The following is a 17,720-nucleotide window of genomic DNA, read 5'->3' on the forward strand; positions in this document are numbered from 1 at the left end:
AAATAAACCCGATAATTATTCAGTTAAAATACTTGTTAGAGAAAAAGAAAGCACCCAAAAAATTTCAGAGCTTTATATAACATTTAGTTTGGTTGAAAATGAAGTCGACCTGTATGCTGAGATTTCTTCAGATTTGATTACGCTGTTTGAAGGTGATGAGTTTGATTATTATATTACCATCATAAATAAAGGTATTCAGGATGCGCATAAAGTAATAGTTTTAAATGAATTGCCTGAAAATGTTTCTTTTTTTTCCAGTAGTATTGAATGGACTCCCAAAGCTTCTGATATAGGTACTAATATTCAGAATAATAAAGTAATATGGTCAATTCCAATGCTTTCTGCACAGGAATCTTTAAGAATTAAAGTAACTGCCAAAGTAGAATCTGTGGAGGGGAATTATCCGGTAAAAGCCCCTAACCGGGTGGAAGTGCTGTCTGATGGATTTGAAATAAATTATGAGGACAACGTATACGTGGAAAATAAGAGCTTGAATCCTTTTTTTATTCCTAGTACCATAACTCCTAATGGTGATGGTAAGCATAATATGTTTGAAATTAAAGGGCTGCACCGTTTCGAAAGTAATGAGCTTGTAATATTCAATACATTTTCTGATGTGGTTTACACTGGAAAGAATTATGATAACGGCTGGGACGCAAGTGGAATTGGAGCTGGGATTTATTATTACATTCTTACAGGAATGGACCAAACGGGCAAATCCCATGAAATAAAGGGCTGGCTGCAAGTGGTTAAATGATATATTTTTAAACCAACCATATTTTAATTCATTTTTAAGGAAAGCGGCTTTGACCGCTTTTTTTTTATTTTTTGGTAAAACATCAAATATTTTTTCAAGTACTTCATTTTAGACTTTTTGGATGTTCTTCGAAAAAGATCCTTCAAAGATCAAAAAATCCAATATATTTGGGTTTAATTTTTAAAAATAATGGCTCATCCTGAATTATATTCAAGAACAAAAATGCAAAAAAAAGTATGTTAAATATATAAAAACGCTTTTTATAAAATATTTTTCAAAATAAATTTTGTTATGAAAAGCAAAAAATTATATATTTACAACAAATTAATTTATTTATCTGAATTGGCTCTTTGAATTTAGATCCCATTTAGATAAAAAATAGACCGTTAAACGATATTCTTATGAAAAGTTTTTACACCTCCTTAAATGGTTTGGGATACGCAGGCTTTTTGAAAAGATGGATTCATTTCTTGTTTCTTATCTTGTTTTTTGGAACTGCTTTTTCCCAGATGGCATATGCCCAGAATACCATAATGGTGAACAGTGAGCAGAATAATGTTCCCATTCAGGAAGTTACACTAATTATTGATAGGGGAGGGCCCAATGAGCAGATCATTGTACAGACTACACAGGCGCTTCCAAACCCGCTTCCTGAGGATGTAACAGTCGAGGTTGAGTCCATCTTGCTTCAAAACGGGGACAGGATTTTCGCTACAACCCGCTTTCCTAGTGTGAAAAGTGCAAATCCTTTGCTGGGTTCGGGTTTAAATCCTTCAGGTATCAGGGTGATTAAGTATGATCATTCGGCAACAAGTCAGCATATTTCTCATTCTAACAATCTTCCAGCCTTTTTAGAGGCGATGGCTGAAGTAGTTTCTACGCCAAATTTAAGATCCTATTGGGATATTGGTAATACCACTATACTCGATGAGGATTCTTCTTTTGTAGATATTATCTATCCCATTCAACTACCCCGTTCCGGATACATGATGGTATCAGAAAGAAACGGGAATTCTGCATTTGATCTTTTACCGCTTAATCAGGGAGGCAATGTAATCGCTAACGCTACGATCATTCAGGTAAGGGAACAGTTCGACTGGAATACAGGCGTTAATCATCAAATCGATGTAGTTGAACAGAAACAATGGCTCACTATAATTAAGCCAGAGTTATTTAATGTAGATGAACCAATTTATGGTTTCAGGGTATTTGACATTGGTGAGAGTGATGGTAAATTTATATTTTTTGCCAGAGAGGTCTCGGCAGCTCCTGATTTTGGAGGGCCTGTTTTTGGATTTTTTGGAGAGGAGAATGTTGTCAATATTTTTGATAATGATGAGTTGGACGGTGAAGCTTTGAATTCAGATGAAGTAACGATTTCAATAATTGATAATGAAGGGGCTATCGCAAATGGGTTTTTGATCGTTGATACAGATCCTAATTCACCAACATTCGGTAGGGTAAGTGTTCCACCTGGGACACCTCCAGGTATTTACACATTTGAATATGAGATTGAAGACAAAATTGATGGTAGAAAGGACAGGGCAGTTGTTACAATAAGAGTGGTTGATCCTATAGATGGACCTGAGTTTCCGGATTGTAGAGATGGATTTGATTGTGAACAAAGCTCTGATAAAATTACACTGGAGGGAATATTCCTGTCCGATGCTTTTGGAAACCCAGTTTCAAGTACATGTGAGCCAGGAACGAACAAGGAAGTATATCTGTCTCTTTCCATAACATCTAATACAGATAAGGCTTTATTTGAGTCCAGATTTATAGCTGATTTGAAAATCGGTGACAATAGCCTGTTGGTGAATGCTTTTCTTGGCACCATTGAGCCTAACGAGTCATCGCAAATCAGAATAGTCAGTGAAGCCTTTCTTTGGAATTGTGGGGATGAAATCCGGATGGATGATATCCTTATCATTTGGTTGGGAGAAGCACCTGGCATCAACAATCCAGTTGAGGACTGCGAGCCTTATGAAGAAGGGCAATGTATTTCCGAATTCATTGTTGGAGGACCCTTATCTGCAGATTTTGATTGGATTGCCTGCGAATTGGACAGTGCGTATACATTTAATTTTTCATCTTTTGTTTCGGGAGGAACTCCTTCTATTGATGAAGATGGTAAATCTATCCTGGATTATATTTTCAAGTGGGATTTCAACAATGATGGTGTAGTTGACAGTGAGGAAGCAAACCCAACCTTTGTATACACAGATACAAATGCATCTGAGGTAAGATTGGAAGTATTTGATGCAGCAGGAAACTCTTTCAGTGTTGTTAAACCGCTAGAATATCCAGCTGCCATTGAAATTATTGAAACTATCGTGAAACCTAATTCAGGCCAGGATGATGGTAAAATAGAAATTAATGTAGAGAATGCTGTAGGGGAGGTAGATATTCAATGGTTTGTCAATGAGGAATTAGTGGGGAATGGACCTCTTTTGGATAGTATTGGTGCTGGTGTATTCACAGTAGTTGTCACAGATGAAAATGGATGTGAAGTAACTAAAGTATTTGAGGTTATAGAAAAAGAGCTTCTATTCCGTGATCTTAACGTGAGCAAGAAAGCATCAGTAAGTACTTTTGAAGCTGTCGGGGAGTTAATTATTTATACTATTACTGTTACCAATACTGGAAATGTTGTATTGGAAAATATACAGGTTGAAGATCCTTTGACTGGTCTATCAGAAATTATTGAAGTCCTTGAAGTTGGGGAGGCCAATGCTGTGGTATTTACTACCGAATACCTTACAACACAGGCGGACATAGATTTGGGCAGGGTGGTAAATGTGGCTTTCGTTTCATCCGATGATATTGAAACATCAGATGAAGAAACCATCACTTCTGTACAACAAAGTGGTATTTCTATCACAAAAACAGCCGACAGAACAGAAGTTCAAGATGCTGGCGATGTGATTAATTATACCATTACTGTCATCAATACAGGGAACACTACGCTTACAGATGTTTTGGTCCGTGATCCTTTGACAGGATTGGAAGAAGTAATAGACATTTTACTTCCTGGAGAGGAAAGGATATTGAATACCAGCTACACTGTTACCTTGGAGGATGAATTGGCGCTTGCACCCATAGTAAATGTAGTTTTGGTAACTGCTAAAGATCCTTCTGATAATGATGTAAAGGATGGGGATGAAATTGAGGTGGAAGTTATTTGTATAGATAAAACCAGAATTCAGGGGACAGTTTTCAATGAAGATACGGGAGAACCTTTGAGTAAGGTGCCGGTACTTTTAATTCCGCAAACGGGAACACCTGGAGATGTGATCATGCAAATCACAGGAGATAATGGTGCTTACTTCTTCACAGGCATAGCTCCCGGAAAGTATTTGGTTCAGGTACAAGATGTTAATCTTAATATTACTCAAGATTTGTACCCAGTGGAATCCAGTTTACTATTCGCCGATGTCCAGTTCTGTGAATATGTATTCCATGATTTTGGTTACGCAGTCACAAATGAGCCTGTTATTGGCGACTTTGTATGGTACGATCTCAATGCCAATGGTATTCAAGACGAATGGTTTGACGCCAATAATGATGGATTTATAACTCAAAATATTCCAGATGAAAATGGTTATGTTCCATTTAACCAATGGGAATGGATAGATCTCAATGGTGATGGAAGGTTTGACGGTCCTGAAAACGAAGGTGAATTGAACAAGGCAGGTATTGGCAATGCATTGAACCCAAACATTTTTGTGGAAGGGCCTGAAGGAAGCGTTTCAGAAGCAATTATTGGAATCAATGGCTACTATCTTGTTAGACCTGGAGCGCTGGGAGACTATAGTGTAAGACTGGATCTTGATGATAATTTGTTGGATGCAGCAAAGGAATTGGCGAGATCAGGAAGAGTAAAGGTTATCCCTAATCAGGCAGGTCGAATTGTAGATACGGCAAATGAAATCGTATTTACCGGTTGTGGAATAACCACTGATAACCCAAATGAATTTGAGTTGACAAATGAAGACAGAGTTAGATTGGACATTGATTTTGGAATCGTTTGTGAAGAGCAGGCGGATTTACTGGAAATAATTGCCAATGATGATGATTTTGGCGTACACCCTGCAAACTTTACTGGTGTTCTGGGGAACATATTAGAAAATGATTTGCTGGAAGGTGAGCGCCCCAATCCAAATGAAGTGGACTTTGAATTCACAGAATTAGATGGAATCATCGGTTTAAATATTGATGAAAACGGTGAATTGAGTCTTCTAATTCCAGATGTTAACGAGCGTAGAGAATATGTTTTAAGGTATGTTCTTAGAGAGACAGCCAACCCGACAAATCAAGATGATGCTGTGGTAGTATTTAGACTTGTTGAAAATCAGGTTAACCTCTCTGTTGAGAAAACTTCAAATGCTATTGAAATATTTGAAGGAGATGAATTCCAGTACTTCATTACTGTCAGTAACAATGGAGATTCAGATGCCAATAATGTTGAAATCGTAGACGAATTACCCATAGGAGTTGCTTATCTTGGATCTACTTTTGTATCCTCCGATCCTTCGGTTCAGGTTACCACTGAAGTTTTTGGTAATAGGGTTGTCTGGAACATATCAGTCCTTCCGGCAGGAGCATCAATTGAATTCACATTGAATGTTAGGGCTGAGCCTTTGACAGGTGAAAATCCTTTGACCATTACCAATAGTGTAACAGTAACTGCAAATGAGGAGGATTCTGATCCTAATGATAACAGCGATAGCGATGTCAATACCATTAGGCCATTCTTTATCCCTAATGTTATTACCCCAGATGGAGATGGAAGAAATGATACCTTTGAAATTAAAGGATTGTCGAAGTTCCCAAATAATGAAATCGTCATCTTCAACCGATACGGGGATCATGTTTACGAAACTTCCAATTATAGAAATGATTGGGCTGCGGAGGGTTTGGTTGCAGGAACCTACATGTTTGTTTTGAATGCAACAGATCAGCAGGGACGTAGGCATGAGTTTAAAGGATGGATACAGGTGATCAAGTAAATGAAATAGGTTTTGGAGTGGTGGTTAAGCCACTCCACTTCTTAGATCCATTTTATTTTAAAGCCTAATTAAAAGACAATTAATCAAACTTTTGAATACAAAAAAAAATATCTCATATAAAAAAAAATGTATTTTAAAATAATTTTTTTTGCAAAACATTAAGTATAAAGAACAAAAAATTGTATATTTAATGCATAATTGTTGAGGTGCTGAAATCAAAGGCCAAAAATCAAAAAAACAGATTTGGTTTAAAAAAGGCAGATAGAACCCTTTTCGATGCCAGATCATCAATCAAATAAACCGATATAGAAATGAAAAAAATTATTTACTTTATTCTAATTGCGGCCTATATAGGGTGGTTTCCGCAACTGGCTGTAGGGCAACAGTTGCCCCAGTTCAGCCAGTATATCTTTAATGGACTGCATATCAATCCAGGATATGCGGGATACAAAGCAGAGGGGTACATTCAAAGTACTTACAGGAGTCAATGGATCAATTTTCCAGGAGCTCCAAGAACTTTCACGGTTACCGCGGATCTAAGTGCCAATGAGGGTATGCAAGGTTTTGGTGTGTCTTTTTTGACAGATCAGATTGGACCTGCACGTACAACAGGTGGACTTTTGACCTATGCTTACCGCATGCAGGTTGGCGATGAAAGCTTTTTCAGTTTGGGAGTCAGTGGAGGTTTTACGGAATACATGATCGATGGAGATCTGTTAAAATTCAATGATAACAACGATCCAAATATTCCCATTGGAAGAGAACGCCTTGTAACTCCCAACATGAATGCAGGAATATTTTGGCACAATAACCGCTTTTATGCCGGTTTGAGTGCATTCAATATGGTAGGCCAGGCAGCATTAGAGCGTGAAGATATTTCTTTGGCATTTCATGATTTCCATTATTTTCTTACTGCTGGTGCATTATTTCCTATCAGTGATGTGGTACAGTTCAAGCCCAGTTTCCTGATCAAGGAAGTAAGAGGTGCTCCGACAAGCTATGATCTTAACGGTATGTTCCTCTTTATGGACCGCTTGTGGCTGGGAGGATCCTACAGGGCCAATGTGCAGATTTGGAATGATAATCTGGAATCCAATCTATTGAATAGAAATGCAGTTGCATTTATTGCAGAAATATTCGCAACAGATAATATTCGGATTGGGTATGCATATGACCATAACTTGAACGTACTTCAGAATTTTCGAAATAATTCTCACGAAATTTCAGTTGGATATTACCTTTCTTCACGTAATGTAAAATTGAAAAATCCTAGATGGTTCTGATCATGGAAAAGATAATCAACACATTGATCTTAGCTCTTCTATTGTCTTTTTTGACTACAGAGACATATGGACAAGCCCGATTGGTACGGTTTGGAGATAAACAGTATGGTCTTGAAAATTATGCAAAAGCAGCAAAAGCCTATAAGGACGCCTACTCCAGAAGAGCTACTTACGAAAATGCCAGTAAATTGGCGAAGAGCTATGATAAGCTTGGGCGTTATCAAGATGCTTATGAATGGTGGGGCAGGGCAGTTAGCTTTGACGCTTCCGATAAGAATGATTATTCCAACTACCTGTATTCAGCGATTAAGGCTGGGCAGTTGGAAAGTATCGATGGACTATTGGCAGCAGGTGGATATCAAGAACTTGATTTCCCAGAGCTAGACCTTGTAGGTATGCGGGAACTTCGTGAACAGACTTCCAGAGTGAAACTGGTTCCTTTACAAGGAGTTAATAGTCCTGGTTCTGACTTTGGAGTTTCCAATGATAAAGATGGAAGTATTTATTTCTCCAGTGACCGCGGGCAAGAAGGTGATGTAGGTTCCAAACCTGCTATACGGCTGGATGCAAAAAATAATATTTTCAGCAATGAGCGCAGCGATTTTAACGAGCGTGATTTTTACAGGATATTTAAAATGGATAACTCGGGGGAATTATCAGTAGTAGTAACTGATTTGGCTGGTGTACTCCACTTCAATGATCCTTCCTTGGCGGTTGATAAGGAGTTTATATTTTATACCGCTTTTGTTGGGAAAAATAAACTCGGAGGTATTAAGGACTTTTCCAATCACGCGGGTATTTATTATGGCAGGATCGATACCAACGGAAATATTACCGGAAGTAAAGCTTTTCCATACAATGATCATCAAGCCTATGGTGTGATGAACCCTTTTGTTGACGAAGAGGCAGGAAGAATTTATTTTGCGTCTGATATGCCTGGTGGTGAAGGTGGTTTTGATATTTATTACGTTGAATTCGATGAAGATTTTAATTTCTCTGCGCCTATCAATCTTGGTCCAGAGGTGAATACCCCTGAAAATGAGAGCCATCCTTCCAGGAATGGAGGAAGCTTCTACTTTTCTTCCAGGGGCCATATGGGGCTTGGGGGTATGGATGTTTTTATTGCTGACTATGACAATGGAAGTTTTTCGAACATTCGGAATATGGGCGTTCCATACAACAGTGAGCGTGACGACTTTGCATTCATAGTAGCTGGAGATGGTAAGCGTTATATATCATCTGATCGGGAAGGCGGTATGGGTCTGGATGATATTTATACCATTGAAGATCTTTACAAAATACTGCTTGCCAAGGTAAGTGACTGTGATGGGAACCTGATTACAGATTACATTTCAGAGCTTAAGGCTTCGGATAATTCCACTGTGAATGCCGAACTCAATGCAACAGGACATTTGAGGGCTGAACTTGATCCCGAAATGGACTTTGTACTTCGGGTTAGCAAAGAGGGACATTTTTCCGTGACTGATAGCAGCATAAGTACCAAGGGGTTTGATGGGGATACTTTAAGAAGAGAGTATAAGCTGGCAGCCATCCCCTACAAAACCCCTGTATACGTAGACATTGTGTATTATGATCTGGATAAATCAGATATAAGAAATGATGCTGAGCCTGTTCTTAAAAAAATTGCTGAATTGATGGCTGATTATAATTTCGTAGACCTTGTTGTTTCCTCACATACAGACTCCCGGGCATCTGATGCCTATAACGAGGCCCTAAGCGAGCGCAGGGCAGATGCTGTAAGAGATTATCTTGAGCCTTATGGTATTGCTAGAGATAGGATTACTTTGGAATGGCATGGAGAAATGAAGTTGGTCAACAATTGCGGGGATGGTGTGCCATGTGCTGAAACTGACCATCAGTTGAACAGGAGAAGTGAGTTGGTTTTGGAAGCATTCTCTGATCTCAATAAGGATTATGAACTTCCTGAGGGTATTGAAGATCCCTGCGAACTTCCAGCATTTTTAGAAAGCATTGCGGAGACGGCAGGCCTCCCAACGGTATACTTCGATTTTGATAAGAGTAATATTAGGCAAGTTCATAGGAAAGAGCTTGAACGCGTAGGTGTGATGATGAAAAGAAAGGGTGATCTTAAATTATATATTGAAGGTCATACAGACCAACGTGGGAGCGATGCCTACAATATGGGCCTTTCAGAACGAAGAGCGCAAGTGGTGATGGATTATTTGGTGAAGCGCGGAGTTGCAGCTGATAGAATGCAACACACCTGGTTTGGAGAAAGTCGACCGGTGAACGATTGCAGCACAGGAGATTGTTCTGGGGCCCAGCATCAGGAAAATAGAAGAACCGAGCTCAGAGTGAGCGGAAAATAGTATTCATTACATCAACAATTTTATTTTTTTATATTCGGTCTATTTGATTTACTGTTAAAGGCTAGCTGGTTTCCAGCTAGCTTTTTTTCTTTTTCGCTTTCTTGATTTGAAGATTTATAGTTTCAATAATTACTGCTTATTCCTATAAAAAGGTCCTAAGATTTTGAAATAAACGGACTTCTTGGAGGCGTTTTGTTTAGGGGATAGTGAAACTACCGTGAATACGGATGGCATTCTACCAAAAAAATATGTTTTTGTACTTTAATAGTACACCATTATTTTTTAGCCAGTAAGCGGTCAGGGTTTTCAGTGAAAGGAATAGCAGCTATTTGGTCCATTTTTAACTTTCTCATCTGTTCAAATGCCAGCTTGTTCTCAGGAAGAATCGGGTCTGCAGGGGGAAGCTTTTCTTTTAACCAATCCACTTGCCTTCCATCTTTCCAAAATCTAAAACATAGATGTGGGCCAGTAGCCAAACCAGTACTCCCTACATAGCCAATTACCTGTCCTTGTTTAACTCTTGTTCCTGGCTTTATGCTGGAAGCTATTTTGGACATGTGCAAGTATTGGGTGGTATATGTACCGTTATGTTTTATCTTGACATAATTGCCATTGGCACTGGTGAATCTGGCTTCAACTACAGTTCCATCTCCAACTGTCCTGATTTCTGTCCCAGTGGGGGCAGCATAATCTGTGCCTAAATGTGGTTTGTATCTTTTTTGTACTGGATGGAACCTGCTAAGATTATACCTTGAACTAATTCTTGTAAACTTGACGGGATCTCTCAAAAAAGCCTTTTTGAAACTATTCCCATCTTGGTCAAAAAAATTGATTTCTCCATTCTGCTCAAAAGGTATGGCATGATAAGCTTCACCTTTATGTTCAAAAAATGCTGCTTCAATATCATCAACACCAACGACTTTGCTATCGATGATTTTTTCTTTGTAAACAACTTTAAACCTGTCACCTTTTTGAAGACTTCTAAAGTCTACATTCCAGCCATATAAATCTACAAACTGATCAATTAATTCGTAGGTTATACCCAATGCGGTCATATCTGAGGACAGGTTGGAGTTAATTACACCGCCAACTTCAACTTGTCGAAATTCAATGGGCTTTTCCTCCTTATAAATTTCAGCCACTTCTAGGTTGATTACCACATATTCTGCTGGGTTCGGTTCATAAATAAAAAATTGGGCTTGCGAGGAATCTTTAGGTGTCATCACAATAAACTTCTTATTGAAAGCTATCCTTCTTACGTCAAAAATATCAATGGATTTTTTTGCGATTTCGTCTATGATCTGATAAGGGACATTAAATGGAGCTAAAATTGTAGAGAGTGTTTGATTTTTTCCAATCACTCCTTCAATAACATCCAGTTCATCAATGTTGATTCCATAGAGTAAATTTTCCTCTATTTCTTCCTCTTCCTCCAGGACTATTTCTTCTTCAATTTCAGTACTGGGATCAAGGTTATTTCCCAGTAAATAAAAACCTCCAGCCAGTGCAAAAAAAAGGGCACCAACACTGATCCAATTTTTGTTCATACTTCGGTCTGTTTTTCGGGTTAGTAGCTAAAACCCAAATAAATTTAAATTCCGGTCAAATTCCAAATATTATAAGAGTTATCTTGGAATCTTAACATTTACACATTGAAGAATACCTACTATGAAACAATTCTCCTGTCCTAAGAAATTTGTTATTTACATGGTGATTTTTACCTAATATCCTGAAAATTCACGTATTTTTTTTAAAATTTTTCCTAAAAAAAAATTCTAGTGATTCTTTTATTTCTTGAATTTTTTCCTCCAATTGCTTTGTATATCTTTGTCATCTTTAAAAAAAACAAGCTCAAAATATCATGCTTAGAACACATACTTGCGGAGAATTAAGAAAAGATCATGTAGGTCAAGAGGTTATTCTGGCTGGTTGGGTCCAGAGGGTTAGAAACAAAGGGGGGCTTATTTGGGTGGATTTAAGGGATCGCTATGGTGTAACGCAACTGATTTTTGAAGAAGGTTCTACGGATAGTAAATTATTGGAAAAAGCTGCTGCCTTAGGTAGGGAGTTTGTCATACAAGCGACGGGAAAGGTATTGGAACGTACCTCTAAGAATGATAAAATGCCAACAGGAGATATCGAAATAAAAGTTGGAATTCTGGAGGTATTGAACCCTGCCAAAGTGCCCCCATTTATCATTGAAGATGAAACCGATGGTGGGGACGAGTTAAGGATGAAGTACAGGTACCTGGATCTGAGAAGAAATAATGTGAGGCAAAAACTGCAGCTCAGGCATAGGATGATGCAGGAAACCAGGAAATACATGGATGCCCAGGATTTTATTGAGGTGGAAACCCCGGTTTTGATAAAATCTACGCCAGAGGGAGCGAGGGATTTTGTAGTTCCCAGCAGGGTCAATCTAGGTGAGTTTTATGCTTTGCCACAATCACCGCAAACTTTCAAGCAGTTGTTGATGGTGAGTGGTTTTGACCGGTACTTTCAAATAGTAAAATGTTTTAGGGATGAAGACCTAAGAGCAGACCGTCAGCCAGAATTTACACAGATTGACTGCGAAATGTCTTTCGTAAGTCAGGAGGATATTTTGAATACTTTTGAGGGTTTGGTGAAGCATTTATTCCGAGAAGTTAAAGGCATCGAATTGGAGGAGGTCAAAAGGATGACGTTTGCTGATGCCATACGTCTTTACGGCAATGACAAGCCGGATCTCAGGTTTGATATGCAATTTAACGAGCTGAATGAACTGGCCCAGGGGAAAGGTTTTTCTATTTTTGATCAGGCTGAGCTTGTAGTAGGAATTTGTGCCAAAGGCGCTGCAGAATATACCAGAAAGCAACTGGATGAGCTGACAAATTGGGTAAAAAGACCTCAAATTGGAGCAAAAGGGCTTGTCTATGTTAAATGCAACGCAGATGGGACCTTCAAATCCTCAGTAGATAAATTTTACTCTAACGATGACCTTAAGACCTGGGCAGATAAAATGGGAGCCGCTCCAGGAGATCTGTTATTGGTCTTAAGTGGTGAAGAAAAATCTACCAGAAAGCAGATGTCTGAGCTTCGTTTGAAGATGGGAGAGGAGCTTGGTTTAAGAGACAGGGCTATATTCAAACCCCTCTGGGTAGTTGATTTCCCGTTATTGGAATGGGATGAAGAAACCCAGCGATTCCATGCCATGCACCATCCTTTTACTTCACCAAAAAGTGAAGATATTCCATTATTGGAATCAAACCCTGGAGCTGTGAGGGCCAATGCCTACGATTTGGTCATCAATGGTGTGGAAATCGGAGGTGGTTCTATAAGAATTCATGATAGGGCTACACAGCAATTGATGTTTAAGCATTTGGGCTTTACAGATGAAGAAGCTCAGAAACAATTTGGTTTCCTTATGGAGGCTTTTGAATACGGAGCTCCGCCACATGGTGGGATTGCATTTGGCTTTGATAGGTTGTGTGCCATTTTTGGTGGATCAGATTCCATCAGAGATTTCATAGCCTTTCCAAAAAACAACTCAGGAAGGGATGTGATGATTGATTCTCCAAGTACCATTGCTGAGGAGCAATTGAAAGAACTTTCTATCAAAGTAGCTATTGTACCAAAGGCTTAAGTTCTTTTTCTGACTGCTTCATTTTGTCATGGTTAATGGCTGTTTATAGGCTATGTATCATGGGATGATGACGCAGTTTTTTTTTCATTTTGTTTAAAAATATTTTTTAGCTTTAGCCTTACTTTTTTACCATTCATAATTGAATTAATCCATTCAAAATTTTCAAACCATAGGGATTAAACTTTTTATTATATCGCGCTGTCTAATCATTGACAATTAAACAACTAACAATGAAAGCATTTGCTTTACAATTACTTTTCTTCACATTTTTATTTGCATACATCTCTGATTTACAGGCCCAAAGAGGAGACTGGAGAAATCAAGAAATTTTTCTTAAAGGCAGAGTCATTGAAGGGGAAACCAAAGAGCCAATGATTGGTGCGAATGTACTGCTAAAGACTGTAACTGATTCATTGTTGGTTTCCGCTGTGACAGGTGTGGACGGAAGTTTTGAAATCAGAAGACCATTAATCCCCGATGTCAAATTGGAAATTTTATTTCTGGGATACCAGAAAATAACCATCAACCATAGCCGGGGAGATGCATTGGATTTAGGGACTTTGGTTTTGATTGAAGACAGCAGGTTACTGGGTGAAGTCATCATTGAAGGTCAGATCTCTGTTGGAGAGGTAAAAGGAGATACGACCTCATTCAATGCCAATGCCTTTAAGACCCGTGAAAATGCGGATGCAGAGGATTTGGTGAGGAAAATTCCTGGTGTTACCATTCAAAATGGAGAAATTCAGGCCAAGGGAGAACAGGTTCAGAAGGTATTGGTTGACGGTAGAGAGTTTTTTGGCAATGACCCCTTTTTAGCACTTAGGAATTTACCTGCTGATGTCATTGATCGGGTAGAAATTCTAGATCAAAGATCAGATCAATCCAGATTGACTGGTTTTGATGATGGCAACTATTCACGTACTATCAATATTGTTACCCGCCCTGATAAAAGAAGTGGGCAGTTTGGCAGGATATATGCCGGGGGAGGTACACAGGACAGGTATGCTGCCGGAGGAAATTTCAATTACTTCAATGGAAATAAAAGGATATCTATTATCGGGCTTTTCAATAATATTAACCAACAAAATTTCTCCTCACAAGACCTGGTAGGTGTTTCTGGTGGGCAAACAGGTGGAGGCGGAGGGCGTGGTAGAGGAAGGCCTGGAGGGGAAGGTAACAATAACTTTCTGGTGGGGCAAGATCAAGGTATTATAACCACAAATAGCCTAGGGCTTAATTACAGTGATAAGATTGGCGAAAAAATGAACCTCACGGCCAGCTACTTTTTCAATTCAACGAATAATAACCTTTTTCGCTTGACAAATAGAGAGATTATTCTGTCTGAGACCAATAGACAATTTTATGAAGAAAGTTTACTTAATAACGTTAAAAACAACAACCACAGGATCAATGGAAGAATAGAATATGACATTGACGATAAAAATGCTTTGATCATCACTCCATCCATAAATTTCCAAAACAATAATACCTTTAACGATAGAGATGGCCTTAACCTATCAGGGATGTTGGATCCTTTGAGTAGTACAAGGACAATCTCCGATGCCACTACTGAAGGGTACAATATTTCCAACAATTTGGTATATAGGTACAAACTGGCTAAACAAGGAAGGACCATATCAACTACGGTATTTACTTCCTGGAACAAAAGGGATCAATTGTCCGAATTGATTGCCGCCAATAGGGATTTTATTAGGGATATCAGAGACACAATCAATCAAGAGACTTTTGGTCTTTCAGATGGATTTAATTACCGGGCAACCGTACAATTTACAGAGCCTGTCACTGAAAAATCCTTATTAACTGCATCTTATCAGATAGGAAATAACAAAACCTCAGCAGACCAACAAACCTTCAGCATGTTGCCTGAATTGGGCATCATGGTTCTAGATACAGCTTTAAGTAATGTGTTTGACAATAAATTTACTATTCAAAGACCAAGTGTAGGTTATAGTTATAACCTGAAAAACTGGAATATCAATGCCAATTTGGATTACCAGTATGCGGTGCAGAATAACGAATCACTTTTTCCCGTGGAGCGTACTTTTGATCAAACCTTTAGCAACTTTCTGCCAGGCATGAATGCTTCTTACAGGAACCGGGATAAAGGCACCTCTTTTAGATTGAGGTATCGTACAAATACCCAAGAGCCATCTGTGAATCAATTGCAAAATGTGATCAATAATCAAAATCCTTTGCAGTTAATTGTTGGAAATCCGGATCTGAAACAGGCTTTTTCTCATTCAGTATTTACCAATTTTTCCAAAATCAATTTAGAAAAGAATAAAACATTTTTCACTTTTCTATTCTTGTCTGTTACGGAAAACTTCATTGGTAACAGCATTTTTATTACGCAATCTGATACCCTGATTAACGGTGAAGTTCTACTTAGACCTAGTGCACAGATCAGCAGACCAGAGAACTTATCGGGACAGTTTAGATCCAGGTTATTTATGACATATGGTACCCCTATTCAAAAATTGCGGTCGCAGTTTAACTCGAATTCCAGTGTATCTTTTAATAGGACCCCTGGATTTGTCAATGATCAGAAAAATTTCAACGATAATATTGATTTGAGTCAAGGTATTACCCTGACCAGTAATATCAGTAAAGATGTGGATTTTACAGTTTCAACAACAGGGACCTACACGATTGTGAATAGTAGTTTGCAAACCACTTTAAGTAATAATTTTTACATCCAAAATTCGAATATTAGATTTTATTATTCTCCCAACAATGGTAAGCTTTTTTTCTCCAATACTGTGAATAATATGTTGTATAGAGGGCTTTCAGCAGAATTGGACCAGTCTGTTTGGCTTTGGAATATTGAAGCCGGATACAGATTTCTGAAAGAAAATAAAGGAGAACTTAAATTTACTGTTTTTGACTTGCTCAACCAGAACAATGCCATAGGCAGGACGGTAAACGATGTGAATATCGAAGATACTTTTACAAGGGTACTTACGAGGTATGGATTGGTATCTTTCACTTATATCATCGGCAATTTTAAGCAAGCAGAGCCTCAACCAGGAAGGTCTTGGGGAGGTGGGGGAAGAACCTGGTAGGTATTTGTTTTGGTCCTTTTTTTACCTATTCATAGCTTTTGTCCTCATGGCTTTGATATTTGGACAGCCAAAGAAAGGGGATTTATCATCAATTGTTTTAGATTTGTGCTTCTGAAAAATCAAAGAGCGCATGCATCAGGAAAAGATAGAAGCCATCAAATCAGCAATAGCCGCAGCAGAGGCAGGCAATCAGGATGAGCTTGAAGCTTACAGGATGAAGTATATTAGTAAAAAGAGTGTGGTTGGGGAGCTGTTTGCTGAAATGAGAAATATTCCAAATGATCAAAAAAAGGAATATGGACAATTGGTAAATGAGGTGAAACAAACGGCTGAGGCTAAATTTCAAGAGCTGATAGAAAAAGTAAATGCTTCCTCCAAAAAGAAGAAGTCAACAGACTTAGATTTGACGCTTCCACCCACTAATGTTGCGGTAGGTGCCATTCATCCATTGACAGCTACCAGACAAAGAATCATCGAGATATTTGAAAGAATAGGATTTAATCTCTCTGAGGGACCTGAAATAGAAGATGATTGGCACAATTTCACAGCTTTGAATTTTCCGGAGAATCATCCTGCCCGAGAGATGCAGGATACTTTTTTTATAGAAAAGAATCCTGATATCGCACTTCGGACCCATACATCCTCTGTGCAGGTGAGGGTAATGGAAAATCAAGAGCCGCCAATAAGAACCCTATCCCCTGGAAGGGTATATAGAAATGAGGCCATCTCTGCCAGGGCACATTGCATTTTTCACCAGGTGGAAGGTTTGTATGTGGATGAAAATGTAGGCTTTGCTGATTTGAAGAACACCCTATACCATTTTGCTAAGGAGATGTTTGGTAAAGAAACCAAAGTAAGGTTTAGACCATCCTTTTTCCCCTTTACAGAGCCCAGTGCTGAAATAGATATCAGTTGTCAACTCTGTGGTGGGAAAGGCTGCAATGTCTGTAAAGGTACAGGTTGGGTAGAAATTGGAGGTTCGGGTATGGTGGATCCTAATGTTTTGGAAAATTGCGGCATTGATTCTCAAAAGTACACTGGCTTTGCATTTGGGATGGGCATTGAAAGAATTGCCATGTTAAAATATCAGATCAAAGACCTGAGGCTCTTCACAGAAAATGACGTTAGATTTTTAAAGCAGTTTAAATCCATGCTTTAAAAAGTAGGACTTTAGGCGCTTCCATCAGGAGCGCCTTATTAATTGGCCAAGATCCTGATGGATTCCAAATAATCCGAAACTTCTCTTAGAAGGCCCATAGATTTTACTGCTCCATTACCAACAATTACTACATCTGCTCCGGCTAAATAGGCTTTCTGTATTTTTTCAAGTGTATTGAGTCCTCCGCCTACCAACAATGGTGCATCTACCTTTCTTTTTACTGCTTTGATGATTTTTGGACTTACGGGTTCAGCAGCCCCTGATCCTGCGTCCAAGTAAAAATATTGAAGTCCTAAATATTGGCCGGCTAATGCCGTGGCTACGCTTAGTTCTGGATTGTGATTCGGTAGGGGAATGGTTTGGCTCATATAATGCACACTCGTTTTTTTTCCTCCATCAACCAGCATATAACCTGTAGGGAGCACTTCTATTTTACTTTGCGCGATGAGTGGAGCG

9 protein-coding genes are annotated in these 17,720 nt (G+C 38.7%); 7 read left to right on the plus strand and 2 right to left on the minus strand.

Features of this window, described 5'->3' with window-relative positions; all coding sequences use genetic code 11:
* The 4 genes from QZT73_RS00555 to QZT73_RS00570 form a co-directional block, all read left to right on the plus strand.
* On the plus strand, positions 1 to 757 hold a 757-nt coding region (locus QZT73_RS00555), incomplete at its 5' end, for a gliding motility-associated C-terminal domain-containing protein (RefSeq protein WP_291786091.1).
* 401 nt (positions 758 to 1,158) lie between these two features.
* A complete protein-coding gene (locus QZT73_RS00560; RefSeq protein ID WP_291786093.1) occupies positions 1,159 to 5,766 on the plus strand; it encodes a gliding motility-associated C-terminal domain-containing protein in 4,608 nt (1,535 codons plus the stop codon).
* A 311-nt stretch (positions 5,767 to 6,077) separates the two neighbouring features.
* The gene (locus QZT73_RS00565) at positions 6,078 to 7,049 is read left to right on the plus strand and encodes a type IX secretion system membrane protein PorP/SprF (protein ID WP_291782333.1); all 972 of its coding nucleotides are present in this window, start codon (positions 6,078 to 6,080) and stop codon (positions 7,047 to 7,049) included.
* Between the two features lie 2 nt (positions 7,050 to 7,051).
* Positions 7,052 to 9,400 carry an OmpA family protein gene (locus QZT73_RS00570; RefSeq protein WP_291786094.1) on the plus strand — a complete coding sequence of 783 codons (2,349 nt, stop codon included), beginning with the start codon at positions 7,052 to 7,054 and terminating at the stop codon, positions 9,398 to 9,400.
* 275 nt (positions 9,401 to 9,675) lie between these two features.
* Here the strand turns inward: QZT73_RS00570 and QZT73_RS00575 are convergent, their stop codons facing one another.
* Entirely contained in the window at positions 9,676 to 10,947 is a 1,272-nt protein-coding gene (locus tag QZT73_RS00575) for a peptidoglycan DD-metalloendopeptidase family protein (protein WP_291786097.1), read from the minus strand.
* A gap of 314 nt (positions 10,948 to 11,261) precedes the next feature.
* Between QZT73_RS00575 and aspS the strand changes: the two genes are divergently transcribed.
* The 3 genes from aspS (at position 11,262) to QZT73_RS00590 (ending at position 17,264) form a co-directional block, all read left to right on the plus strand.
* Positions 11,262 to 13,022, plus strand: a complete 1,761-nt coding sequence (aspS, locus tag QZT73_RS00580; protein ID WP_291786099.1) for an aspartate--tRNA ligase — start codon at positions 11,262 to 11,264, stop codon at positions 13,020 to 13,022.
* Positions 13,023 to 13,252: 230 nt separating this feature from the next.
* The gene (locus QZT73_RS00585) at positions 13,253 to 16,105 is read left to right on the plus strand and encodes an outer membrane beta-barrel protein (RefSeq protein ID WP_291786101.1); all 2,853 of its coding nucleotides are present in this window, start codon (positions 13,253 to 13,255) and stop codon (positions 16,103 to 16,105) included.
* A gap of 130 nt (positions 16,106 to 16,235) precedes the next feature.
* On the plus strand, positions 16,236 to 17,264 hold the full coding sequence (locus tag QZT73_RS00590; RefSeq protein WP_291784784.1) for a phenylalanine--tRNA ligase subunit alpha: 1,029 nt from the start codon (positions 16,236 to 16,238) through the stop codon (positions 17,262 to 17,264).
* A 38-nt stretch (positions 17,265 to 17,302) separates the two neighbouring features.
* Here the strand turns inward: QZT73_RS00590 and QZT73_RS00595 are convergent.
* The coding region (locus QZT73_RS00595; protein WP_291786103.1) for a geranylgeranylglyceryl/heptaprenylglyceryl phosphate synthase at positions 17,303 to 17,720 on the minus strand (418 nt) is incomplete at its 5' end.

It is taken from the genome of Cecembia sp. (genome assembly GCF_007126775.1).
Classification (GTDB): Bacteria; Bacteroidota; Bacteroidia; order Cytophagales; family Cyclobacteriaceae; genus Cecembia.